Annotated in this window: 23 protein-coding genes, 1 other RNA gene, 1 pseudogene and 1 riboswitch; of the genes and pseudogenes, 14 read left to right on the forward strand and 11 right to left on the reverse strand. The window is 63.6% G+C overall.

Going from position 1 to position 22,150, the window contains the following annotated elements:
- Positions 1 to 8 precede the first annotated feature (8 nt).
- Positions 9 to 1,718, reverse strand: coding sequence for an autotransporter assembly complex family protein (locus B0G77_RS00840; protein WP_133663978.1), 1,710 nt, complete (start codon positions 1,716 to 1,718; stop codon positions 9 to 11).
- Between the two features lie 451 nt (positions 1,719 to 2,169).
- Here B0G77_RS00840 and B0G77_RS00845 point away from each other — a divergent pair, with 451 nt between their 5' ends.
- From B0G77_RS00845 to panD, 4 genes are all read left to right on the forward strand, one after another.
- Entirely contained in the window at positions 2,170 to 2,355 is a 186-nt protein-coding gene (locus tag B0G77_RS00845; RefSeq protein WP_133660438.1) for a DUF3460 family protein, read from the forward strand.
- A gap of 2 nt (positions 2,356 to 2,357) precedes the next feature.
- Positions 2,358 to 3,230, forward strand: a complete 873-nt coding sequence (locus B0G77_RS00850) for a ScpA family protein (RefSeq protein WP_133660439.1) — start codon at positions 2,358 to 2,360, stop codon at positions 3,228 to 3,230.
- Positions 3,231 to 3,444: 214 nt separating this feature from the next.
- Positions 3,445 to 4,278, forward strand: coding sequence for a pantoate--beta-alanine ligase (gene panC, locus B0G77_RS00855; protein WP_133660440.1), 834 nt, complete (start codon positions 3,445 to 3,447; stop codon positions 4,276 to 4,278).
- Positions 4,279 to 4,325: 47 nt separating this feature from the next.
- Positions 4,326 to 4,712 (forward strand): aspartate 1-decarboxylase, encoded by a 387-nt coding sequence (gene panD / locus B0G77_RS00860; protein ID WP_133660441.1) that lies wholly within the window; start codon positions 4,326 to 4,328, stop codon positions 4,710 to 4,712.
- Between the two features lie 78 nt (positions 4,713 to 4,790).
- On the opposite strand, the gene B0G77_RS00865 is transcribed toward panD, so the two are convergent.
- Complete coding sequence (locus B0G77_RS00865; RefSeq protein ID WP_133660442.1) at positions 4,791 to 5,420, reverse strand: ParA family protein; 630 nt, start codon at positions 5,418 to 5,420, stop codon at positions 4,791 to 4,793.
- A gap of 153 nt (positions 5,421 to 5,573) precedes the next feature.
- Between B0G77_RS00865 and B0G77_RS00870 the strand changes: the two genes are divergently transcribed.
- Entirely contained in the window at positions 5,574 to 5,993 is a 420-nt protein-coding gene (locus B0G77_RS00870) for a PaaI family thioesterase (protein WP_133660443.1), read from the forward strand.
- Positions 5,994 to 6,117: 124 nt separating this feature from the next.
- Here the strand turns inward: B0G77_RS00870 and B0G77_RS00875 are convergent, their stop codons facing one another.
- Both B0G77_RS00875 and B0G77_RS00880 read right to left on the reverse strand, forming a co-directional pair.
- The gene (locus B0G77_RS00875; RefSeq protein WP_133660444.1) at positions 6,118 to 6,534 is read right to left on the reverse strand and encodes a DoxX family protein; all 417 of its coding nucleotides are present in this window, start codon (positions 6,532 to 6,534) and stop codon (positions 6,118 to 6,120) included.
- A 136-nt stretch (positions 6,535 to 6,670) separates the two neighbouring features.
- Entirely contained in the window at positions 6,671 to 8,230 is a 1,560-nt protein-coding gene (locus B0G77_RS00880) for a cobyric acid synthase (protein ID WP_133660445.1), read from the reverse strand.
- A gap of 55 nt (positions 8,231 to 8,285) precedes the next feature.
- On the opposite strand from B0G77_RS00880, the gene cobU reads away from it, so the two are divergent.
- From cobU to B0G77_RS00900, 4 genes are read left to right on the forward strand one after another with little or no spacing between them, the layout of a single operon-like run.
- Positions 8,286 to 8,831, forward strand: coding sequence for a bifunctional adenosylcobinamide kinase/adenosylcobinamide-phosphate guanylyltransferase (gene cobU / locus B0G77_RS00885; RefSeq protein WP_133660446.1), 546 nt, complete (start codon positions 8,286 to 8,288; stop codon positions 8,829 to 8,831).
- Positions 8,832 to 8,833: 2 nt separating this feature from the next.
- The gene (gene cbiB / locus B0G77_RS00890; RefSeq protein WP_208116446.1) at positions 8,834 to 9,769 is read left to right on the forward strand and encodes an adenosylcobinamide-phosphate synthase CbiB; all 936 of its coding nucleotides are present in this window, start codon (positions 8,834 to 8,836) and stop codon (positions 9,767 to 9,769) included.
- On the forward strand, positions 9,762 to 10,790 hold the full coding sequence (gene cobD, locus B0G77_RS00895) for a threonine-phosphate decarboxylase CobD (RefSeq protein WP_133660448.1): 1,029 nt from the start codon (positions 9,762 to 9,764) through the stop codon (positions 10,788 to 10,790). The genes cbiB and cobD overlap by 8 nt, the downstream gene beginning before the upstream one ends.
- Positions 10,787 to 11,710, forward strand: a complete 924-nt coding sequence (locus tag B0G77_RS00900; protein WP_133660449.1) for a cobalamin-binding protein — start codon at positions 10,787 to 10,789, stop codon at positions 11,708 to 11,710. The genes cobD and B0G77_RS00900 overlap by 4 nt, the downstream gene beginning before the upstream one ends.
- A gap of 40 nt (positions 11,711 to 11,750) precedes the next feature.
- Here the strand turns inward: B0G77_RS00900 and cobC are convergent, their stop codons facing one another.
- From cobC to B0G77_RS00925, 6 genes and pseudogenes are all read right to left on the reverse strand, one after another.
- Positions 11,751 to 12,341 carry an alpha-ribazole phosphatase gene (cobC, locus tag B0G77_RS00905; RefSeq protein ID WP_133660450.1) on the reverse strand — a complete coding sequence of 197 codons (591 nt, stop codon included), beginning with the start codon at positions 12,339 to 12,341 and terminating at the stop codon, positions 11,751 to 11,753.
- Complete coding sequence (locus B0G77_RS00910; protein ID WP_133660451.1) at positions 12,326 to 13,084, reverse strand: adenosylcobinamide-GDP ribazoletransferase; 759 nt, start codon at positions 13,082 to 13,084, stop codon at positions 12,326 to 12,328. Before B0G77_RS00910 ends, cobC begins: the two co-directional genes overlap by 16 nt.
- 36 nt (positions 13,085 to 13,120) lie before the next feature.
- Positions 13,121 to 14,176 carry a nicotinate-nucleotide--dimethylbenzimidazole phosphoribosyltransferase gene (cobT, locus tag B0G77_RS44000; RefSeq protein WP_243751085.1) on the reverse strand — a complete coding sequence of 352 codons (1,056 nt, stop codon included), beginning with the start codon at positions 14,174 to 14,176 and terminating at the stop codon, positions 13,121 to 13,123.
- 63 nt (positions 14,177 to 14,239) lie between these two features.
- Positions 14,240 to 15,028: pseudogene (locus tag B0G77_RS44005) on the reverse strand (ABC transporter ATP-binding protein); the annotation flags it as partial.
- Entirely contained in the window at positions 15,025 to 16,071 is a 1,047-nt protein-coding gene (locus B0G77_RS00920) for an iron ABC transporter permease (protein ID WP_133660453.1), read from the reverse strand. The gene B0G77_RS00920 and the pseudogene B0G77_RS44005, both read right to left, overlap by 4 nt.
- 44 nt (positions 16,072 to 16,115) lie before the next feature.
- On the reverse strand, positions 16,116 to 18,056 hold the full coding sequence (locus B0G77_RS00925; protein ID WP_133660454.1) for a TonB-dependent receptor: 1,941 nt from the start codon (positions 18,054 to 18,056) through the stop codon (positions 16,116 to 16,118).
- Between the two features lie 87 nt (positions 18,057 to 18,143).
- A riboswitch (cobalamin riboswitch) is annotated at positions 18,144 to 18,395 on the reverse strand.
- Between the two features lie 219 nt (positions 18,396 to 18,614).
- Here B0G77_RS00925 and B0G77_RS00930 point away from each other — a divergent pair.
- From B0G77_RS00930 to B0G77_RS00950, 5 genes are all read left to right on the forward strand, one after another.
- Positions 18,615 to 18,977 carry an ATPase gene (locus B0G77_RS00930; RefSeq protein WP_133660455.1) on the forward strand — a complete coding sequence of 121 codons (363 nt, stop codon included), beginning with the start codon at positions 18,615 to 18,617 and terminating at the stop codon, positions 18,975 to 18,977.
- Complete coding sequence (locus B0G77_RS00935; RefSeq protein WP_133660456.1) at positions 18,974 to 19,288, forward strand: cell division protein ZapA; 315 nt, start codon at positions 18,974 to 18,976, stop codon at positions 19,286 to 19,288. Before B0G77_RS00930 ends, B0G77_RS00935 begins: the two co-directional genes overlap by 4 nt.
- Positions 19,289 to 19,388: 100 nt before the next feature.
- Positions 19,389 to 19,570, forward strand: a non-coding RNA gene (ssrS, locus tag B0G77_RS00940) — 6S RNA.
- A 127-nt stretch (positions 19,571 to 19,697) separates the two neighbouring features.
- Positions 19,698 to 20,156, forward strand: coding sequence for an EVE domain-containing protein (locus B0G77_RS00945; RefSeq protein ID WP_133660457.1), 459 nt, complete (start codon positions 19,698 to 19,700; stop codon positions 20,154 to 20,156).
- Between the two features lie 217 nt (positions 20,157 to 20,373).
- Positions 20,374 to 21,105, forward strand: coding sequence for an SIMPL domain-containing protein (locus B0G77_RS00950; protein WP_133660458.1), 732 nt, complete (start codon positions 20,374 to 20,376; stop codon positions 21,103 to 21,105).
- A 98-nt stretch (positions 21,106 to 21,203) separates the two neighbouring features.
- Here B0G77_RS00950 and lgt read toward each other — a convergent pair whose 3' ends face one another.
- Positions 21,204 to 22,109, reverse strand: coding sequence for a prolipoprotein diacylglyceryl transferase (lgt, locus tag B0G77_RS00955; RefSeq protein ID WP_133660459.1), 906 nt, complete (start codon positions 22,107 to 22,109; stop codon positions 21,204 to 21,206).
- Positions 22,110 to 22,150: the final 41 nt, after the last annotated feature.

Genomic DNA, 22,150 nt, shown 5'->3' on the forward strand with positions numbered 1-22,150 from the left:
GATAGAAATCAGAAAGCGATGCCGAGCGTCAGGTACGGACGCACACTCTTGTTGCGAATACCGTAGGCCAGGTCGACGTTAATCGGCCCGACCGGGCTGCGCCAGCGCGCGCCCACGCCGACGCCGGGGTAGAAGACCTTTTCGCCCCACGTGTCGGTGGCGGTGCCGATGTCGAAAAACGCCGCCGCGCCCCAGTTGCGGCTAAACCAGTGCTGGTACTCGGTCGTGCCGGTGACGAGGTATTTGGTCGGCAGGGTCGAGCCGGCGACGTTGTTACCGATGCTCTGGAAGCTGTAGCCGCGCACTGAGTTCGAACCACCCGCCCGGAACAGCAGCGACGCCGGAATCCCGCTGGAACCGCCGCTCGTGAAGACGCCGCCCAGTTCCGCGCGCAGCAGAATCAGGTCGCGCTGGCCTATCGGCAGATACTGCATGCCACGCGCGTAGCCGCGAATGAACGTCTGGTCGGTCGCCACGTTCTTGATGGCGAAGCCCGCCTCCACGTGGATCAGGTTGCCGGAGCGCGGGAACAGCGGATCGTCGGTATTGCGGCGCGTCCAGCTCCAGGACGGCACGAGCGCGCGGCTCGTGGTCGGCGGCCCGACATTCTGGGTCAACCGGTCCTGGTAGTACAGGATCGAGTACCCGTAGTCGATGAACTGCGCCGTGCGCGTGCGCTCCACACCGACGCGTGCGCTATAGATGTGCGTATCCGACACATCGGTGTCCGTATAGGACGCCAGCACGCTGTTGACCCATGCCCGCTCGCCAGGCGGCATCGACAGCTGGATCTGCCCGAATCGCTGGGTCTGGTCGATGCGCCCTGTGATGGAAAACGGGTAGGCCCGGCCGAACGTGTTGAGATAGGAATACGAACCCTGCACCTGGGGGCCGTTGTCCGTCGAGTAGCCCACGCCGCCGCGGAAACTGTTGTAAGGATATTCGCTGACCTTCACCTGGATCGGCGTTTCGAGCGGTTTTGCGGGGTCATTGCCGACATCGATCGCGACGCTTGCATAGTAGGGCGTGTTCTGCAACTGTCGCTGCAGTTCGGCGACCCGCTGCACATCGTAGATATCGCCGACTGCGATTGGGTTCACGTTATGCACGATCTGCTCCGGGTAGCGGCGGGTACCCGACACATCGAGCGGTCCCATCGTGAAGGTCGGGCCGCTGTCGTAGGTGACGCTCAGAGTGGCTTCATGCGTGCGCGGGTCGATGAGCGCTTCGGAATGGTAAACCTTCGCGGCGACATAGCGGCGCGCCTGGAGGGCTCTGAGCGACGCGTTCTTCGCGTCGTCCCAGCCGCCCTGTGAAAACGGATCACCTTCATGCAGCGTGAATGCAAAACGCGCGGTATTTTCCTGCTCGGGATCTTCGGTCACCACGGGCCCGCGAAACGACAGCGAAATCGACGAGATGGTGGTTTGCGGCCCCGGATCGACGTTGATGATCACCTCGCGGCGGCCGCCGACGGTACGCACGTCAGTGCGTATGACTGGCGAGAAATACCCTTCCGTCGCAATGAGATCGCGCACCTGCTGCGGCGTGGCGGTCACGAGGAATTCGAACTGATCGTCGCTGATGTCGTTGCGGCTGGCGAAACGGGCGATGTCGAGGTGAGCTTCGAGGAGTTTGCGCAGCGAACGGGGCGAGGTGTTGACGTCGACCCTGTAGGCATCCCGCGCGTGGGCTTCGCTGGCGGTCAGGACGGACATTAGTACGAGCGTCCCGGCGACGAGCCACGCGCGCAGATGCCGCCACGGGCGCGATGTCCCGCGCGCGGCGTAAAGGCGCTTGCCACCGGCTGATACACGCCCAATGCGCGATGGTTCGATCACACACCCCGCCAAGCAGGACCTCCGGCCATGGTTGAATTGTTCCGCCCGGCACCGCGCAAACGGACCGAAGCTCGTTATTTGACCACATCAGGGCCAGAGAGCCATATCAAATATGGTGTCACGACGGCGCCGCAAAAACGCGCGTGCCGTCTGGCAGCACCTGGGGAGGCGCCTTCCGGCATGACCGCCGCGCCCGCCTTGGACGCCCCTTCCGGCATCTTGTTCCGCGAGTTTTCGACCGCGCGTAACGCTTGCGGTAAAATTGCGTTCGACATCGCCGGTCGCTGCCTGCGCGGCCGCCGCACTTCTCTATCACGGACGTCGAGCCATGTACCAATCGGACATCACCCAGTTCCTGAATCAGCTGAAGCAGCAAAAGCCCAATCTTGAAGCCGAACAGCGCCGCGGCCGCTCGCTCCTGTGGGACAAGCAGCCGGTCGATCTGGACGAACGCGCAACGCAACAGTCGTCGCGCGTGCAACAGACGCCCTACGTCTATTACCAGAACTTCTGAGCGTGTCCACCGCCGACGAGGCCCGCGCCGCAAAGCAACGTCCCGACGCCGCGCTCGCTGCGCCCGCGACCGACTCGACGCCTGACACCGTCGACGGGATTGCGTTTGCGCGTCTGTACGGCGAGCCGCTGTTCAAGCTCCCGACAGACCTTTACATCCCGCCGGATGCGCTCGAAGTCTTCCTCGAAACGTTCGAAGGCCCGCTGGATCTGTTGCTGTACCTGATCCGCAAGCAGAACTTCAACGTGCTCGACATCCCGATGGCGGATGTGACCGCCCAGTATCTGGGCTACGTCGAGCAGTTGCGCAAGACGAATCTCGAGCTCGCCGCCGAGTATCTGCTGATGGCCGCGATGCTGATCGAGATCAAGTCGCGGATGCTGTTGCCGGTGAAGAAGCACGACACCGGCGAGGAAGCGGAAGATCCGCGCGCCGAACTCGTGCGCCGCCTGCTCGAATACGAGCAGATGAAGCTTGCCGCGCAGCGCCTCGACCAGTTGCCGCAGCTTGGCCGCGATTTCCTGCGCGCGGAAGTCTATATCGAACAAAGTATCACGCCGCGCTTCCCCGACGTGAATTCCGACGACCTGCGCGCAGCGTGGGCCGACGTCATCAAGCGGGCCAAGCTGGTGCAGCATCACCGGATTTCGCGCGAGGAGCTGTCGGTGCGCGAGCACATGAGCGTCATCCTGCGGCGGCTGCAGAACGCGCGTTTCATGGAGTTCTCCGAGCTGTTCGATACGACGCGCGGAGTGCCGGTCGTCGTGGTGAATTTCATCGCGATGCTCGAACTGGCGCGCGAAACGCTGATCGAGATCACGCAGGCCGAGCCGTTCGCCCCGATCTACGTCCGTCTGGCCTATCTGCCGGCCTGACGGCCGGACCGGCGATGCAAACGCCTGCCCAAGTCTGGGATATAAGGTGGCATATGAGCTGGCGAAATGCCTCATTTCGGTGCGGCGTCGTCATAAATCCACTACAATCCCGCGCTCCGAACCCCTCTTCACTGCGCCGGGGAGCGCGCCGTAAAACAGCGGGAGATTCGTCGCCGCGGCGCCCCGCTCCGTGCAAGGAACCCACCGTCCGATCATGAAAGTCATCAGCTCGATCCACGAATTGCGCGACCAGTTGCGTGGCCAGAATCGCACCGCCTTCGTCCCGACGATGGGCAATCTGCACGAAGGGCATCTTTCGCTGATGCGCCTTGCGCGCCAGCACGGCGACCCGGTGGTGGCGAGTATCTTCGTCAACCGGCTTCAGTTCGGCCCGAACGAAGATTTCGACAAGTATCCGCGCACGCTCGAAGCCGACATCGAAAAGCTGCAGAAGGAAAACGTCTACGTGCTGTTCGCACCGACCGAAAGGGATCTGTATCCGGAGCCGCAGGAATACCGCGTGCATCCGCCGCACGATCTGGGCGATATCCTCGAAGGCGAATTCCGGCCGGGCTTCTTCCAGGGCGTGTGCACGGTCGTGATGAAGCTGATGACGTGCGTCCAGCCGCGCGTCGCCGTGTTCGGCAAGAAGGACTATCAGCAGTTGATGATCGTCCGGCAGATGTGTCACCAGTTTGCGATGCCGACCGACATCGTCGCCGCCGAAACCGTGCGCGACGCCGACGGCCTAGCGCTCAGCTCGCGCAATCGCTATCTGCAGGCGGCCGAGCGCGCCGAGGCGCCGGTGCTCGCCGCGACGCTGAACCGGGTGCGCGACGCCGTGCTGGCCGGCAACCGCGATTTCGCGAAGATCGAGCAGGACGCGATGGCGTCGCTAGCCGCGCGCGGCTGGCAGCCCGACTACGTCGCCGTGCGCAAACGCGTGAACCTCTTGCCGCCGACGGCGCAGGATACCGACGCACCGCTCGTCGTCCTCGCAGCCGCGAAGCTTGGCGCAACGCGCCTCATCGACAACCTCGAAATCTGACGCCGCGCACGCAAGTGCATCAAGGCGCCCAAGGCAAAGGAACGGCCATGCAACGCAATATGCTGAAATCGAAGATCCATCGTGCGGCGGTCACGCACTGCGAACTGCACTACGAAGGCTCGTGCGCGATCGACGAGAACCTGCTCGAAGCGGCGAACATCGTCGAAAACGAGCGCATCGATATCTGGAACATCAACAACGGCGAGCGTTTCTCGACCTACGCGATCAAGGGTGAACGCGGCAGCGGCATGATTTCGCTGAACGGCTCGGCCGCGCGACGCGCGCAACTGGGCGATCTGGTGATCATCGCGGCATTCGCGATGGTCGACGAAGCCGAGCTGAAGGCAGGCTGGAAGCCGGATCTGGTGTTCGTCGACGAAAACAACCGCATCAAGGGCAGCCGCGATCACGTGCCGACGCAAAGCTGGACCTGAGCCAGACCGGCCGCGGTCCCATCAGGCGCAGCAAAGCCGACCGCTGCGCTTCTTTATTGCCCGACGCCGAACGAGCGGTCACGCCTTGTTGCTGGTCCAGTCGATGATCGGCTGCCACTGTTCGAGGTCCTTTTCGACGCGGCTTTTCGCAACGTCCCACAACGTCAGGCCGTGCGCGGCCAGCTGCACGTAGTTCTGGGTATCGCGCAGAAAGCCCAGTACAGGCAGATCCAGCCCCTCGACGAACCGGTGCAGCTGATCGGCCGACTTCGTCCGCGCATCGACCCGCATGCCGACTACGCCGACCTCGATGGCGCCCTTCCGGACCGCCTTTTCCTTTGCCAGGCGTTCGAGAAATTCCTGCGTGGCGAGAATATCGAATATCGACGGCTGCAACGGGACGATCACCTTGTCCGCGAGATCCAGCGCGATGCTGAAGCGGTTGCCGTGCAGGCCTGCCGGGGTATCGATGACCGCATGCTCCAGCCCTTTCGGCGGCCTGGCGGGGGAATCGTGATCGACCTCCCACATTTCGATGGCCGCCAGCGTGCCGGGCCGGAGCTCGAGCCAGGCGTGGGCTGATTGCTGCTTGTCCAGGTCGGCGAGCGCCACCCACTCGCCGGAGGCTGCGAAGTAACCAGCCAGATTGGTCGCGAGCGTGCTTTTACCGACGCCGCCCTTCGGGTTCGCCACTACGATTACCGTCATGAATTCTCCCGGGAAGAAGGCTGGCCGGACCAGCCGGTTTGCCGTGCGTTCTCGTCAAGCCGATTCAGGCGTTGATAATATCGGCAAATCCCGCCGCACCGAAGTCTTTGGCGCCGCATTCCTTTTTCTTTTTTGCCCTGGAGTTTGAACACCATGAGCACGCTTCGCCCGGAATATTCGATCGACCGCCTCCACGAGCGGCAGAAGGGCACCCTTCCTGGTCTGCTTGGATTTCGGGTAGTGTCGCTGGAGCAGGGGTCGCTGACTGGCGAGTTGACCGTGCGCGCGGAGTTGCTCGCACCTAATGGGTTCCTGCATGCGGCTTCTGTTATCGGGCTTGCCGATACCGCCTGCGGGTACGCCTGTCTGGCTCATTTGCCTGAGAAGGCTCGCAATTTCACCACAGTTGAGTTGAAGAGTAATTTTCTGGGTACCGCGACTGAAGGGGTCGTGCGGACCGTGGCCACGGGAGTTCATCTTGGGCGGAGCACCCAGATTTGGGATGCCAGCGTTTTTGCGCCCGATGGGCGGACTATTGCGCTTTTCCGTTGTACGCAGATGGTTTTGTATTGAGGTTTTTTGCTTATTTTATTTGGTGTTGTAGTTTGTTTGCCTTTCCTTGATTTTGCTTTTGGTTGATTAGTGTCGCCCCTGTGCGGGGCGACACCAGTAAACCACTCACAAAAACTCAAAAAAATCAGGCATTAGCAACCCGCGGCGCCGGAGCCGCCCCAACCGCATAAAGCCCATTCCCGAGCAAAGCCTGAACAACGAGAGTGACGGCCCAAAAGGCCGGATACTCCCACCCGCCGTTGGGGGAAGCAAACCCCCAACCGTTATGCAGGTGCGCGGACATCGCGCCGAGCATGAACGGCAACAGCACAATCGCGACCCAGCGAACCTGCACACCAAGAATCAGCGCGATCCCACCAAACAGTTCGACGAAGGCTGTCACATAGCCAAGCCAGCCGGGCAATCCGAGCGAGACGAAAAAACCCGCCGTTCCCGGCAGGGTAAAAACGAAGATCTTCTGCAGGCTGTGGGCCAGATAAAGCACACCCAGGGCAAGCCGCAGCAAGGTGGCGGCCGCATCGGCCGTACGGGTCGAGTTCATGTCAGTTCCTCAGAGGTTGAAGGGACGACGCCTGCGCGTCATCGATGGAACGAACTTTATTCGAACCATTAAAGACGAAAAACCACCTCCATCGCTTAGATTATTTCCTGGCAGGAGTTAATCATCAAAGCACCCTTCAACCAATCGCCGAAAACAACTTCGCCAGATCAAGGTGTTGGGCCAGCGTATCGGCAAGCCGGTCGAGCGAAGCCTCCCGCAGCGCGGGATAGTCGATGGCCTGCGCGTCATCGAGCCCCGCCCAGGCGAGCAAGGCGCCGCACGCAGCAGGTGTGTCGAACAGCCCGTGAACATAAGTAGCGAGAATCTGTCCGTCGGCGGAAATCGCGCCATCCGGGCGGGCGCCCTTCCCTCCGTCAGCCGCCAGTTGCAGGGCGGCCCGCTCGAGCGCCGGTCCTGCGGTTTCACCCATGTGAATCTCATAACCCGACACCGCGGCCGGATCCGGAAGCGTCAGGCATCCCGACACGTTTTTTAGCGTCTTGGCCTGCGTCAGCCTCGTCGAAAAATCGAGCCATCCCAAGCCGGCGACCACCTTCCCCGGCGCGCCCTCGACGCCATAAGGGTCCGCAATCTCCTGCCCGAGCATCTGCATGCCGCCGCAAATACCAATCACGCGGCCGCCATAGCGCAGATGGCGTCGCAGCGCGTCTTCCCAGCCTTGCGCCCGCAACCACGCGAGGTCCGCCTGCACATTCTTCGAGCCCGGCAGGATCACGAGGTCGGCCGGCGGCGGCACGACGCCCGCGCGCACGTAGCTGAAATCGACCTGCGGATGCGCACGCAGCGCATCGAAATCCGTGTGGTTGCTGATGTGCGGCAACGCCGGCACGACGACGCGCAGCGTCCGCGCCACATCGCCGGAATGGGTGGCGTGCGGGTCGCGTGGCAGCATATCTTCGGCGTCCAGCGTCAGGCCGTGCAGATACGGCACGACGCCCAGCACCGGCTTGCCGGTCTTCGCTTCGAGCCAGTCGAGCCCAGGCTTCAGCAGACTGATATCGCCGCGAAAGCGGTTGATGATGAAGCCCCGCACGCGCGCCTGCTCGCTCTCCGACAGACACGCCAGTGTGCCCGTCAAGTGCGCGAACACGCCGCCACGGTCGATATCGGCGACCAGTACGACCGGGCAATCCACGGCTTCCGCAAAACCCATGTTGGCGATGTCGCGCTCGCGCAGATTCACTTCAGCGGGACTGCCCGCGCCTTCGACAAAGAGGGTGTCGAAGGCGGCCTGCAGGCGCGCGTAAGACTCCAGCACCGCCTCGAATGCGACCGGCTTGTAGTCGTGATACGCCCGCGCATCGAGATTCATGCGCGCCTTGCCGTGAATGATCACCTGCGCGCCGCGGTCGCTCGTCGGCTTGAGCAGCACGGGGTTCAGATCGGTATGCGCGGCGATGCCCGCGGCAATCGCCTGCAAGGCCTGCGCGCGGCCGATCTCGCCGCCATCGACCGTCACCGCGCTGTTGAGCGCCATGTTCTGCGGCTTGAACGGCGCGACACGTACCCCCGCGCGACGGGCAAGCCGGCACAGTCCGGCGACGAGCGTGCTCTTGCCGGCATCGGACGTGGTGCCCTGGATCATCAGCGTGCCGCGCGGCACATGGATGGCGTCGAGTGGGGAGGAAGTCGTCACGAAAATGGCGCAGAAAGGCGGCAGAGGCGAAGGCGGCATTATCCCTCGCGCGCTACATCAAGGTATACGCGGGGACAGCCGGTACAATCACGCGATGATTCCACGCGACCTCACCTTCGTTCTCGGCGGCGCCCGCTCGGGCAAGAGCGCGCACGCTGAACAACTCGCCAGCGACAGTGCCTGTCCCGTCACCTACATTGCGACTGCACGGGTCGCGGATGAGGAATTCGCGCAGCGCGTCGCCCATCATCGCGAACGGCGTCCGGCACACTGGAATCTGCTCGAAGCACCCGTCGATCTGGCGGGCGCAATCACTTCAGTCGATGCGCCCGGTCACTGCATTCTGATCGACTGCCTGACGCTCTGGCTCGCCAACCTGCTCTGCCCGCCCGATAACGCCCCGCTCGCCGAAGACCCGCACGCACGTATGCTCGCGTTCGAGGCGGCGCTGGTGTCGGCAAGGGGCAGGATCATTGTGGTCAGCAATGAGATCGGCCTCGGCGTCGTGCCGCTCGGCGCGGCGACACGTCTCTATGTCGACGAAATCGGGCGGCTGAACCAGCGCGTGGCGGCCCTGAGCACACAGGTCACGATGATGATCGCGGGCCTGCCGCTTTCGCTGAAAACGGCGGGCCATTGATGATGCTGTCGCTGCCGCTCATCGCAACGCTTGCGACTGCCTCGGTCGCCGTCGATCGCTGGCTTGGCGAGCCGCGAACGGCGCATCCGCTCGTCGGCTTCGGCAAGCTCGCAAGCCGTATCGAGGCGCGCCTGAATAACGGTGTGCGCGCCCGGCTGATGGGCATCGTCGCGTGGCTGCTGGCAGTCGCGCCGCCTGTGCTGATTGCCGCGTGGCTCGTCACCGTACTGCCGTTCGGGTATGCCTGCGCCGTGCACGTCGCGCTGCTGTGGTTCGCGCTCGGTGCCCGTAGTCTGCACGACCATATCGCGCCGATTGCGCGCGCGCTTGCAAAACGTGATCTCGCAGAGGCGCGCTTGCTGACGTCGCGGATCGTATCGCGCGAAACAGCGCATGCGGACGAAGGCGCGCTATCGCGTGCCGCTGTCGAATCCGCGCTGGAAAACGGCAACGATGCGATCTTCGGCGCGCTCTTCTGGTTCGCGATTCTGGGCGGCCCGGGCGCACTTGCGTTCCGGCTCGCCAACACGCTCGACGCGATGTGGGGTTACCGCACACCGCGCTATCTGCGCTTCGGCTGGGCGGCCGCGCGCTTCGACGACGTGCTTAACTGGATTCCGGCACGCCTCACGGCGGCGAGCTATGCGGTGCTCGGCGATACGCGCACCGCGCTGCAATGCTGGCGCGAACAGGCGCATCGCTGGGACAGTCCGAACGCCGGCCCGGTGATGGCTTCAGGCGCGGGCAGTCTGAACGTACTGATCGGCGGACCCGCCACGTATCACGGCGCAACCGAGCAACGCCCGACACTCGGCATGGGTCGCACAGCCAGTGCGCAGCACGTGACGGCGGCGCTGGTCCTGGTGGAACGGACCGTCATTCTCTGGCTCGCCGTGCTGATCGTGCTGGCGCTTCTGAGCGTACCGTTCCATGGCTGAAGCAATCGCGCACGGCGGAAATCTGCACGAAGCGGCGCGACGCTACGGCATCCCGTACGGTGAATGGCTCGACCTGTCGACAGGGATCAATCCGCACGGCTATCCCGTACCCCCCGTTCCCGCCGAAGCATGGCGACGGCTGCCGGACGAAGGCGACGGTTACGCCGCCTGCGCCGCACACTACTATGGCGCGCCGGACACCGCACATGTGCTGCCTGTAGCGGGCAGCCAGGCGGCGATCCGCACGCTGCCGACACTGTTGCCGCGCGGCGTCGTCGGTATTGCGCCGCTCACGTATGGCGAATATGCGCCAGCGTTCCGGCGTGCCGGTCATCGGGTCGCCACGCTCGACATATCGAGCGCGAAGTTGCCGGATGAACTGACGCACGCGGTCGTCGTCAATCCAAACAATCCGACTGCGCAACACGTCCCGGCTGCAACGCTGCTTCAGTGGCATGCCGAACTATCGGCGCGGGGTGGCTCGCTGATCGTCGACGAGGCGTTTGCTGATGCGATGCCATCGGCGTCGCTTGCGAACCGGACCGATCGCGTGGGACTCGTCGTCTTCCGCTCGCCGGGAAAATTCTTCGGGCTTGCCGGCGTGCGCGCGGGTTTCGTGCTTGCTACGCCCACGTTGCTCGCTGGCCTGCGTGATGCGCTCGGTGCGTGGACCGTCAGCGGTCCGGCGCGGCATGCGGTGAGCGCCGCCTTCGGTGATCTCGAATGGCAGCGCGATATGCGCACGCAACTTGAAGCGCAAAGCGCCCGTCTCGCTGCGCTGCTCGGTGCGCAAGGGTTGTCGCTGCATCGCACGCCGCTCTTCGCATGGACCTGCGATGCGCGCGCTCACGCCCTGCATCATGCGCTCGCACGGCGTGGCATCTGGACGCGCTTCTTTGCAGAGCCTGCCAGTGTGCGCTTTGGACTGCCCGGCCCCGATGCGCAATGGGCACGTCTTGAGCATGCTCTCGCCGCGAGCATGCGCGAAATCGCTGCCACTCCTCGTTTTGACAACCGATGATCCGCCGATTGCCGCACGTTGCCTTCCTGATCTTCGCTGGCCTGTTCGCGTGCGCACCGTCGGCGCACGCCACGACGGTCAGCGTCACCGACGACTCCGGCGCCACCGTCACGCTCTCAGCTCCCGCCCAGCGCGTCATCAGCCTCGCGCCGCATGTCACCGAATTGCTCTACGCGGCAGGAGGCGGAGCGAAACTCGTCGGTGCGGTCACCTATAGCGACTATCCGCCTGAAGCAAAACAGATTCCGCGCGTCGGCGACAACAAGGCGCTCGACCTTGAACGCATCGTCGCGCTCAAACCCGATCTGATCGTCGTGTGGCGTCACGGCAATGCGCAGCGGCAGCTCGACCGTCTGCGCGAGCTACATATCCCGCTCTTCTTCAGCGAGCCGCATCGTCTCGACGATGTCGCCGTCACACTGACGAAGCTGGGCGCCCTGCTTGGCACATCGCAGACCGCGGATGCCGCGGCGAACGCCTATCGGGCCGACATTGCGCAACTGCGCGCGCGCTATGCTGCGCGGCCGCCCGTCAGCGTGTTCTACCAGGTGTGGGATCAGCCGCTGATGACGCTCAACGGCGAGCACATGATCAGCGACGTGATCGCATTGTGCGGCGGCCGCAACGTCTTCGCGAAACTGGAGCCGCTTGCGCCCACCGTCTCAACCGAAGCGGTGCTCGCGGCGAATCCGGAGGCGATCGTGACCGCGTCGCGAGGCGCTACCGCACCCGACACGCAAATGCCGCAGCTCGACACATGGCGTGCCTGGCCAGGCCTCGCGGCAGTAGCACACAACAACCTATTTGCAATCGATGGTGACCTGATCAGCCGCCCCGCTCCGCGTATCGCGCAGGGCGCAGCGCTGCTGTGTCAGGATCTGGAGACAGCGCGCTCGAGAAGAGCGGGTGCAGGACAGTAAGCCCGGAGCACTCGAACTCGCGCTACCAGACTGCGCGGTCTCAAGCATTCCAGCGTACGAGCGCCCACCGCCCGGCCGCATCGCCTCCTCGCAACCAGGCCACACTGGCGAAGTCGACCGACCAGGACAGACAACGGTCAAGCGGGATCCCTAGCGCGATGGATGCCAGCACGCGAATCACGCCCGCGTGCGTGACGACGTGCACGCATGCGCGATCAGTCTGCGCCTGCACGTCGTCGAACCATTCCTGTACTCGTGCGCTGAACTGGGCAACGCTCTCGCCGCCATGTGCGCGAGCGTGCTGAAGATCGGCAGCCCATTCGTCGAGCAACGCGCGGTCGATTGCGTCCCAGCGTTGCTGTTCCCACGCGCCGAAATCCATCTCCTGCAGACGCGGGTCCGTGCGCCACTGACAGCCGCAACAGGCTGCCCACGATTCAGCCACCGATGCGCAGCGTCCAAGCGGGCTGGTCAGCGTAACGTCGGGCGCCGGTATGTCGAACTGCGCGAAGCGACTCGCCAGTGCTGAGACGCAAGCCTGCGGGTCGCCTGCAAGCGGTACATTGCTGCGACCATAGCAAACGCCCGCCTCGACCGCGACCGCCGGATGACGGATCAGAACGAGATCCATGCAAGCCCCGTCAGATAGATCGCGAGTTCGAAGACCTGCTGTGCAAAGCCGAGGCAATCGCCGGTGTAGCCGCCGATGCGCCGCACGAAATAGCGCCCCAGGGCGAAGCGAAGTGCGATCAGCACGACAAGCGTGGCGCAGCCCGCGCGCCAGTCCGGCCAGAAGAGCCATGGCAGTCCGAATGCGGCAACGAGCGCCAACGCACCGGGCGTCATGCGCTGCGCAACGGGCCTCGCCTTGCCTTCGGGCCGGACGTAATCGAGCGTCGCCAGATAGCTGATCGCGCAGGCGCGGCTCGCCGTGTGCGCCGTCACAATCAGCGACGCAGCGCGCAATGGCGGCAGCGAGACTAGCGTCTGCCATTTCAACGCGAGCGCAACCACGAGCGCAATGGCGCCGAACGCACCGATGCGCGAGTCATGCATGATGCGCAGCACGTCGTCGCGTGTGCAGCCGCCGCCAAATGCATCGCAGCAGTCTGCGAGACCATCCTCGTGAAACGCGCCGGTCAATAGCAGCGTCGCGGTCATCGACAGCAACACGGCGACGCCCGCCGGAAACACGCGCAACGCCGCGAGATAAACGAGCGCGCCAACCCCGCCCACCAACGCGCCGACGAGTGGAAAATACCGCGCCGCCGCGTTGAGATAGTGCGGCTCATAGCCGACCCAGCGCGGCACCGGTACCCGTGTGAAATAACCCAGCGCAGTAAAGAAATAACGCAGTTCGGCAAGCGGATTCATGATGGCGCGGCCCCTCTACATCCGTATGCGATTGGCTCAGGCGTCGCGGTCAGCCACACCGGCGGATTCGAAACTCGCCATCTCGTTGATGAACGCGACTGCCGCGCGCAACAACGGCAACGCCAGCGCGGCGCCGGTGCCTTCGCCCAGCCGAAGATCGAGCGAGAGCAGCGGAATCGCGCCGAGATAGTCGAGCATGCGCCGATGTCCAGCCTCATTCGACGCATGAGCGAACACGCAGTAGCCGCGCACCTCAGGCGCAAGCGCATCGGCAACGAGCAGCGCGGACGTCGCGATGAAACCGTCGACGAGAATCGTCATCCGCTCCTGCGCCGCCGCGAGGTACGCACCGGCCATCATCGCGATCTCGAAGCCACCGAAGGTGGCGAGCACATCGAGCGGGTCGTCGCTGACTGCGTGAATGGCAAGCGCCGACGCCAGCACGTTGCTCTTCTTCGCGAGACCGGCGTTATCGAGACCGGTGCCGCGTCCGACGCATTCGTCGATCGGCACGCCACAGAGTCGACTCATCAGGCACGCGGCCGCCGACGTATTCGCAATGCCCATCTCACCGAGGCCGATCACATTGGTACCCAGCGCCGCGTGATGGCGCACGCGTGCCGCGCCGGCCTGCATGGCGGCGAGCGCTTCTTCACGCGTCATCGCAGGCTCGTGCGCAAAGTTTCGCGTGCCTCGCGCGATCGGAATATCGACGAGTACATCCGACGGCGGCAACGGCGTCGCCACCCCCGCGTTGACGATTTCGAGCGTGAGCCCCGCCACGCCGCTCAGCGCATTGATCGCCGCGCCGCCCGCAAGAAAGTTGCCGACCATCTGCGCCGTGACGGCCTGCGGATACGGACTCACGCCTTCGTGCGCGATGCCGTGGTCGGCGGCGAATACGATCATCGCCGGACGTTCGATGGTGGGACGCGTCGTGCGCTGGATCATGCCGATCTGGCGCGCGAGCGACTCGAGACGGCCGAGGCTGCCAGGCGGCTTCGTCTTCGTGTCGATGATGTGCTGCAACTCGTTACGCAAGGTCTGATCGAGCGGTTCGACAACTGGTAACGCAAGTAGGGAAGAGGTCATGTTCATTTTCGTTGAGGGATTATTTGTGTCCTGATGCGTCGCCCGGCGCATGCGCGGGTGCATCGCGGGAACGAGTGCTTCATGGTCGCCGTCGCGGATCAGGATGAGCGGATAACCGAAGGCGCGGCTCGCGAGCGCCGGTGTCAGCACGTCGCGCGCGGCGCCCGCGTGCGCGCCGCCGTTTCCTTCGAGCAGTAACGCGTGCGTCGCAAAACGGCGCGCAAGATTGAGGTCGTGACACGAAAAGATGACGATTCGCGGTGTGTGCTGCACCCACGTCGTCAACGCTTCGAGGCAATCGATCTGGTGATGCAGGTCAAGATGCGACAGCGGTTCATCCAGCAGCAACAACGGTGCATCCTGACACAGCACCGCAGCCAGCGCGACCCGCTGACGCTCGCCGCCCGAAAGCGACAACACATCGCGCGTCGCCAGAGGGGCAAGGCCCAGCGTATCGAGCGCCGTGTGCGCCGCCGCGCGATCTTCGGCGCCTTCCCAGCCCCATCCCGAGAGATGCGGAAAGCGGTTGAGCATCACGATGTCCAGCACGCTCGCGCTGAACGCGTCGTGTTCGCCCTGCGGCATCAGCGCGCGGCGGCGTGCAAGATCGACTGGCGACCAGTCCGCGACGCGAAGGCCGTCGACTTCGACATGGCCTGTCGCGGGCGCAAGCAATCCGGCAAGCGCCGAGATCAGCGTCGTCTTGCCGGCACCGTTCGGTCCGGCGATGCACCAGACTTCACCGGCATAAAACGTGTGCGTGAAATCGTCGAGCAACGTGCGTGCGCCTGCACGCAACGTCACACATTGCGCACTAAGTGCAGGCGCATTGAGGGAAGGACGCGTCATCATCGCCGCCTGCGCAAGAGCATCCACAGGAAGACGGGCACGCCCGTCAACGCCGTAATCACGCCAACCGGCAATTGCGCCGGTGCGATCACGGTGCGCGCAACCAGATCGGCGCCCATCACGGCTACGCCTCCGGCAAGCGCGGCTGCGGGCAGCAGCATACGCTGGTCATTGCCGAAGCAAAGCCGCAGCATGTGCGGCACGACAAGGCCGACGAAGCCGATGGTGCCGCCCGTCGTGACGGCAGCGGCTGCTGCCAGCGAGGCCACGAGGTACACCCGCAAACGCAGCCGCATGACGGTGACGCCGAGCGCGTGCGCGGCCGCATCGCCGCGCAGCAGCACGTTCAGTTGCGGGGTAACAGGCACGATTGCGACGAGCCCGATCAGCACCGCGACAAGCGCGACCCATGGCGTGCCGCCGCCGTTCAGGTCGCCAGTGAGCCAGAACAGCATGCCGCGCAGACGGCTCTCCGGCGCGACGCTCAGCAGCAACGTGATGACCGCGCCCCAGCCCGCTGCAATCACGACGCCTGTCAGCAGCAAACGCGGCGATGTGTCCTGCGGCTCGCCTCGCCACAAGTCGTGACGTGCCAGCCCCAGCACAAGCAGGATCGACAGCAATGCGCCGGCAAATGCGCTGGCGTCGACGATCCACCATGCGCAACCCGCGATCATCGCGACAAGCGCGAAGCTGGCCGCGCCGCCCGACACGCCTAGCACGTACGGTTCGGCGAGCGGATTGCGCAGCAGCACCTGCAACAGGGCACCGGCAACGGCGAGCAATGCGCCGCACGCAAATCCGGCAAGCGCGCGCGGCAGGCGCAAGCTGCGGACGATTTCCCCCGCGAGGTCCGTCGATGCCAACGCGCTGCTGCCATGCCACGGCAGCAGCGCAGCCAGCACGCGCAGCGGAGACACGGGCACGCTGCCAAGCATGAGCGATGCGACAAACACGACGACCGCCAGCACGCCGAGCACGAGCCAGATCGTCGCGGCGCGCTTCGCGGTCATGCCGGCAACGGTACGCAGTGCGAGGCGACTCATGGGCGTGGTTTCAGAAGACACAATGGCTCAGTACACCATGCGCATCACTGCTGCTGCCAGCCGAGCGTGAGCCAGGCGCCGCGTCGTGGCGTGTTGTATGTGTAGGCCAGTTCATAGTCCTTGTCGAAGAGATTCTGGATCTGCGCCGCCACGTACCACGCCTTCGTGATGTTGTAGCGCGCGGACAGGTTCACTACACCATAGCCGCCGAGCGTGTTGCCGGTATCGTCGCGCTCGCCGCTTACGATCCACTCGCCGCCCACGCGCCATCCGGCAACGTCGCGGTTCACCGAGAGCGATGCGAAGCGGCGCGCGCGCCGATTCAGATCGGTGTTCGTGTCTTCGTCGACGGGATTCTGCAACGTCACCGAAGCACGCACGTCAGTCTTGCCCAGATGGCCGCTCCACGATCCTTCGAGCCCCTGCACCTTCGCCCGCCCGACGTTCTGCGCAACATACACGCCCGGCGTGACCTGTTGATACTCGATCAGGTTCGTATAGCGCGTCTGGAACGCGGTCAGTCGCAACACGCCCAGGGCATCCGATGCGTACTGCAACGCCGCTTCAATCGAATGACTGTGTTCAGGCTGGATCGACGGATTGCCGCTCCCCGGAAAGTACAGATCGTTGAAGGTCGGCGCGCGGAACGCATTCGACCAGCTTGCGGTCACCTTCCAGTGCTCGTTCAGATCGTGGCCATAGCCGAGATAGTAACTGTTCGCGCCGCCGAAATCGGAGTACTGGTCGCGCCGCACGTTGGCCTGGAACTGGCTTCGGCCGAAGCGCCCCGTATAGCCGATAAACCCGGAGTCCACGTGACGGGCGGGCGCGCCGTACTCATCCGAATCGAGGCTCTGGTCGAGATGCTCGTAGCCTGCCTTGACCTTCTGCTGCGACGCGAACGTGAAATCGTTCTGCCACGTGTACTGATTATTGTCGGTGTTGAAGTGGTCGGCATAAAGGCCGTTCAACGCCGTCGTGCTGCGATCGTTGCCCGTCGCGACGACGAAGTGCGTCGCCCACCAGTCGGTCACGCGACCGTCCGCGAATGCCGACGCCTGCTGAACCCTGCTGTACAGGTTGTTGAGATCGGTGGGCGCGCCGAATGGATCGTCGAAGCTGTTGTTTCCGTTCGACTGGAAATAGCGGATGCCCGCGTCCCACCTGTCGTTGAATGTGTGGCGCAGCGATGCCGAGATGCTTTCGTTCAGATAGCCATTGGCGTTCGGATTGACCGGCGCGAGCGCGGGATCGATCGACGAAAAGCCATCGTCTTTCGTCCGCGCGAGCGACAGGCTGAAGGTCGTCGCGCCGTCCCTGTCGAGCGCACCGTTCACGCCGGCCTGCTGGCTTTGCGTGTGATAGCTGCCGTAGCCGACGGAGAAATTGAAGCGCGGTGGATGATCGCCGCCGTCCTTCGTGAACACCTGCACCACGCCGCCAATCGCGCCGGAACCATACAGCGCCGACACATTGCCGTTCACCACTTCGACGTGATCGACCTGGTCGAGCGGGATCTGCTCGATCTGTGCGCTACCGAGGCTGACCGAATCGACACGCACACCATCTATCAACACGAGCGACTGCTGTGCCGAAGCGCCCCGCAGGAATAGACTCGAGGACGAACCCGGGCCGCCATTGCGCACGATCTGCGCGCCGGGCGCGAGCTGCAGCAAACCCGGCAGATCGCGCGCCGTGGTGTCGGCGATGTCCTGCTGGTCGAACCGCGTGGTCTGAGGGATCGCGTCGGCGAGCGGCTGCGCGCCGCGCTCCGCAGTCACCACGATCGGCGTGAGCGTGGTGCTGGCGGACTTCGTGGCGGGAGCGGCCGTTGTGCTGGAGGTTGCAATGTTGCCCGGCGCGACCGACGGCGCCGTATCCTGCGCGAGCGCAGGCGCTTCATCCGTGGTTGCGGGCAAGGCTTGCGCGCCGAGCGGCAAGCCGGCCACGGCGAGTAGTGCCGTGCCGGCGATGGGCGTGTACATCCGGTTGTTTCCTGTGGATAGCGTGCCCGGCCTGCTTCCCCGCGAGCCGGTGCGTAACAGGGCGGTCCGCCGGCGTGAAGCCACGCGGACGACGCCCCTCACTCTGGCCGGTATCCGGGCTGGCGACACATCGACCCGCCTTCCCACGCAAGAATTGCGCAGTGGCATTGCGCGCCTCGCCGGAGACGCGCCCAGGTCGACCTGCATGACATCATGCGGTCGCTTACCGTTGCGGGGGCAGCACAGGTTGGCTCGTCCTGGCGGACGCGGCTTCCTGTTTCCCGTTTAACTGCGCACGATGTGAAAACGCGCGCGGGCACCAAAGTGCCGCAAGTGTAGGAGGGGCTTCCTGGGGCGTCAAGAATGGTCGATTCCTGCAATTCGCGTGCGCACGTCGCGTGCAATGTGAGCAAAGTTTCCGCATGTCACAGGCACGAAACTCGCTCGAAACAGGCATAAAGCAGGTATAAAGCAGAGATGTTACGTCTCGAAACGAGACAATTGTCGGAAGCTGTCACATTCCGCGCTAAAATGCCGTGTCTTTAGAGGACGCAGCACATGCTCACCGAACTCGAAACACTCTCACAGAATATTGGCCGGCTGATCGAAATCAGCCAGCGTCATCACGAAGCGCGTCGCGCGCTTGAAAAGCAGCTCGCCGACGCTCGCGCAGAATGCGAGGCCGCGCGTGCCGAACTCGAGCAGATGCGCGAAGAGCGCAACGCGCTGCAAGCGGAGCGCGATTCGCTTTCATCGAAGATCGACGACGCCCAGGTGCGGCTGAACGCCATCCTCGAAAAACTCCCGCGTGCGAAAGCGCACGCCGAGCCGGACAATCAACTTGATCTGCTCGCGTCGTCGCAGCAGGAAGTCGAAACCGAAGCCGGCGGCGACGTCACCCGCCACGGAGAAAATGCATGACCACAAAGCAGATCGAAGTCTCGATCCTGGGCCAGCCCTATCGTCTCGCCTGTTCGTCGGAAACGGAAGCCGCACTGCTCGAAGCCGTTGCTCGCGTCGATGCGGAGATGTCGAAGATCCGTTCGACCAGCAACGTTCGCGGCCAGGATCGCATTGCCGTCATGGCTGCGCTGTCGCTGGCATCGGAACTGCTTAAGTTGCAGGCTAGCGTACGTCACGGAGAATCATTTCCCGCCGAGGAAATCCGGCGTACAATGCACTCAATGAACGAACAGCTGGGCGCGGTAATCCAGCAGTACGGTGTGCAGTAAAAGTTGTTCAGAGGCAGGCCATCTGGAACATTGGGCCCGCTTCGGATTCAGAGCAATTCGCGAGGTAACCTCAAGCGTCTGGATCCAGTCAGTTTTATCAGCTTCCCTGCCTGGTTCGCCAAGGTCATATATTCCTTGAACCAATGCCATGTGCACGGTTGCGGAAATTTGCAGCACGGGTGTGCGCGTCACTCTGTCTGATGTACCCGAAGTGCTGCTAACTGCGACCAATTCTGAACTCCCGGTTCAGGATGCCGGCCTAGCGGCTATGGCGGGGACCTATTCAACGGCATCGGACATTCGTCCGATGCCGTTTCCGTTTGTAGTGTTCCGTTCGTAGTTCCGCATCGCTAGCACCGCGTCACGCATTGCGCTTATCCTGTGTTCTTCTCAACGTTCAAATCGACTCATGCGCTACTGGCTAATGAAGTCCGAACCGGACGAAGCAAGCATCGACCACCTCGCCAAAGCCGCTCGGCACACCCTTCCCTGGACGGGCGTGCGCAACTATCAGGCGCGCAACTTCATGCGCGACATGATGCAGGTGGGCGACGGTGTTCTCTTCTATCATTCGAGTTGTCCAGAGCCAGGCATCGCCGGGATCGCAGAGGTATCGTCGACGGCCTACCCCGACCCCACCCAGTTCGATTCGAAAAGTCCGTACTACGATCCGAAATCGAGCCGCGAGACACCGCGCTGGATACTGGTCGACGTGGCCTTCAAGAAGAAGATCCCGTTGATTCCGCTCGCAAAGCTGCGCGAATATCCTGAACTTGCGGACATGCGTGTGCTTGCCAAAGGCAACCGGCTGTCCATCACGCCGGTCACTGAAACCGAATGGCGCTTCATTACAAAGCAACTCGCCTAGCGGCTGTGCGCGACATCGCGCGGCATCGCCTGGCCGGACCGTCGCGTAGAGGAACCAACCTGATCTTACAGACGCCTAACTGATCTGCAAGCACCGTGCCACTCCGATGCACGGTGCCTGCATCGCGACAGCCTCGGCGGGCGCCCGATTGGACTTCAACTGCCTCCCGCCCGATATGAGGCATCGCTTACAACCTGTTCGAAGAAGGAAGCAAACGATGACCAGAAAACACGCACTCGCCTTCGCTCTCGCTGTCGCGTCCGCGGCACCGCTCGCGTTGTCGCTGGCGCCAGCAACCGCCCGCGCGCAGACTATCGTGCAGAATCAGCCGTCGGGCGTGTTGTCGCTGTCGGCGCAGGCCAGCACGGAAGTGCCGCAGGATGTCGTCAACATCACGCTGTTCTATGAACAGGAATCGAGCGACCCAGACTCACTCACCAGCACGCTCAACGAGCGCGCTGACGCGGCTCTGCAAAAGGCCCGCGGTGTGGCTGGCGTCACCGCGCGCACCGGGGCGTTCTCGATCTTCCCGTCAACCGATCGCGACGGGCGCATCTCCGCGTGGCGTGGCCGCACGGAAGTACAACTCGAGTCGCACGACTTCGCTGCGGCATCGAAGCTCGCCGGACAGATGTCGTCGATCATGCGGGTCGGCAATGTGTTGTTCTCGCTGTCGCCGGAAGCGCAGCGCGCCGCCGAACAGAAGCTCACAGGTCAGGCGATCGCGTCGTTCCGTCAGCAGGCCGCTTCATCGGCACAGGCGTTCGGCTACAACGGCTACACCATTCGCGAAGTCAACGTCGGACATAACAGCTTCATACCGCGTCCGATGATGATGATGAGCGCCCATGCAATGAGCGCCGATGCCAAGACCGCCGCGCCGATGCCCCTCGAAGGCGGCACGTCCACGGTGACGGTGAATGTATCGGGTTCGGTCCAGATGAAGTAATACGGCGCGCTCCATTGGGGCGTTTCGTTCATTGCCCGCAGAAAGGCAAAACGCCACGGCATGCCGTGGCGTTTTGCCTTTCTGCCTGTGAAGACGCATCAGTTCGCGCCGACCGCCTGTGATTGCTGACGCTTGCCGCGCCGATACGACCACACCAGCAGCGCGATGCCCACGAGGACCATCGGCAGCGAAAGCCACTGCCCCATCGAAAGCCCCAGCGCCAGCAGTCCCAGAAAATCGTCCGGCTCGCGTGCGAACTCCACTGTGAAGCGGGCCAGCCCATAACCGATCAGGAACACGGCGGACGCAGCACCCACCGGACGCGGCTTGCGCGTAAAAAACCACAGCACGAGGAACAGCGCGACACCTTCGAGCGCGATCTCATACAGCTGCGACGGATGCCGCGGCAGCATGTGATATTGCGCGAACACATCGGCCAGATGCCAGCGCGTCGTCAGTTCCGGATGCGTGGCGAGCCAGCCGGCGTCCTCATTGGCGGCACCCGGAAACAGCATCGCCCATGGCGCCGACGGATCGGTCACGCGCCCCCACAACTCACCATTGATGAAATTGCCGAGGCGCCCCGCGGCGAGCCCGGTGGGCACCATCGGTGCGACAAAATCGGTGACCTGCAACCACGTGCGCTTGCGCTGCCATGCGAACAGCACCATCGCGAACGTCACGCCGAGAAAGCCGCCATGAAACGACATGCCGCCTTCCCAGACCTTGAAGATATCGAGCGGATGCGCGAAGTACCAGTTCGCCTTATAGAACAGCACATAGCCGAGCCGGCCACCGAGAATCGTGCCGAGCACACCGTAGAACAACATGTCGTCGATGTCTTTCGCGGTCCAGCCTTGTGCGGAGACATGCGGCAGGCGCAAACGCAAGCGGCCGACAACGATCGCCGCGATGAACGCCACCAGGTACATCAGGCCGTACCAGCGCACCGCGAGCGGCCCTAGATGAATGGCGACGGGATCGAAATTGGGGTGAATGAGCATGTGTTTTTTTATGGGTGGTTCAACTACGGATTCGGTTACGG

This window comes from Paraburkholderia sp. BL10I2N1, from assembly GCF_004361815.1.
Classification (GTDB): domain Bacteria; phylum Pseudomonadota; class Gammaproteobacteria; order Burkholderiales; family Burkholderiaceae; genus Paraburkholderia.

What these genes read in the sequence shown, in the direction of transcription:
- B0G77_RS00865 (WP_133660442.1), bottom strand. Translation starts at nt 5,420, where the DNA reads ATGACGGTAATCGTAGTGGCGAACCCGAAGGGCGGCGTCGGTAAAAGC.
- B0G77_RS00925 (WP_133660454.1), bottom strand. Translation starts at nt 18,056, where the DNA reads ATGTACACGCCCATCGCCGGCACGGCACTACTCGCCGTGGCCGGCTTG.
- B0G77_RS00880 (WP_133660445.1), bottom strand. Translation starts at nt 8,230, where the DNA reads ATGCCGCCTTCGCCTCTGCCGCCTTTCTGCGCCATTTTCGTGACGACT.
- B0G77_RS00845 (WP_133660438.1), top strand. Translation starts at nt 2,170, where the DNA reads ATGTACCAATCGGACATCACCCAGTTCCTGAATCAGCTGAAGCAGCAA.
- B0G77_RS00910 (WP_133660451.1), bottom strand. Translation starts at nt 13,084, where the DNA reads ATGAATCCGCTTGCCGAACTGCGTTATTTCTTTACTGCGCTGGGTTAT.
- panC (WP_133660440.1), top strand. Translation starts at nt 3,445, where the DNA reads ATGAAAGTCATCAGCTCGATCCACGAATTGCGCGACCAGTTGCGTGGC.
- panD (WP_133660441.1), top strand. Translation starts at nt 4,326, where the DNA reads ATGCAACGCAATATGCTGAAATCGAAGATCCATCGTGCGGCGGTCACG.
- lgt (WP_133660459.1), bottom strand. Translation starts at nt 22,109, where the DNA reads ATGCTCATTCACCCCAATTTCGATCCCGTCGCCATTCATCTAGGGCCG.
- B0G77_RS00920 (WP_133660453.1), bottom strand. Translation starts at nt 16,071, where the DNA reads ATGAGTCGCCTCGCACTGCGTACCGTTGCCGGCATGACCGCGAAGCGC.
- cbiB (WP_208116446.1), top strand. Translation starts at nt 8,834, where the DNA reads ATGCTGTCGCTGCCGCTCATCGCAACGCTTGCGACTGCCTCGGTCGCC.
- cobD (WP_133660448.1), top strand. Translation starts at nt 9,762, where the DNA reads ATGGCTGAAGCAATCGCGCACGGCGGAAATCTGCACGAAGCGGCGCGA.
- cobC (WP_133660450.1), bottom strand. Translation starts at nt 12,341, where the DNA reads ATGGATCTCGTTCTGATCCGTCATCCGGCGGTCGCGGTCGAGGCGGGC.
- B0G77_RS00875 (WP_133660444.1), bottom strand. Translation starts at nt 6,534, where the DNA reads ATGAACTCGACCCGTACGGCCGATGCGGCCGCCACCTTGCTGCGGCTT.
- B0G77_RS00900 (WP_133660449.1), top strand. Translation starts at nt 10,787, where the DNA reads ATGATCCGCCGATTGCCGCACGTTGCCTTCCTGATCTTCGCTGGCCTG.
- cobU (WP_133660446.1), top strand. Translation starts at nt 8,286, where the DNA reads ATGATTCCACGCGACCTCACCTTCGTTCTCGGCGGCGCCCGCTCGGGC.
- cobT (WP_243751085.1), bottom strand. Translation starts at nt 14,176, where the DNA reads ATGACCTCTTCCCTACTTGCGTTACCAGTTGTCGAACCGCTCGATCAG.
- B0G77_RS00950 (WP_133660458.1), top strand. Translation starts at nt 20,374, where the DNA reads ATGACCAGAAAACACGCACTCGCCTTCGCTCTCGCTGTCGCGTCCGCG.
- B0G77_RS00945 (WP_133660457.1), top strand. Translation starts at nt 19,698, where the DNA reads ATGCGCTACTGGCTAATGAAGTCCGAACCGGACGAAGCAAGCATCGAC.
- B0G77_RS00840 (WP_133663978.1), bottom strand. Translation starts at nt 1,718, where the DNA reads ATGTCCGTCCTGACCGCCAGCGAAGCCCACGCGCGGGATGCCTACAGG.
- B0G77_RS00930 (WP_133660455.1), top strand. Translation starts at nt 18,615, where the DNA reads ATGCTCACCGAACTCGAAACACTCTCACAGAATATTGGCCGGCTGATC.
- B0G77_RS00935 (WP_133660456.1), top strand. Translation starts at nt 18,974, where the DNA reads ATGACCACAAAGCAGATCGAAGTCTCGATCCTGGGCCAGCCCTATCGT.
- B0G77_RS00870 (WP_133660443.1), top strand. Translation starts at nt 5,574, where the DNA reads ATGAGCACGCTTCGCCCGGAATATTCGATCGACCGCCTCCACGAGCGG.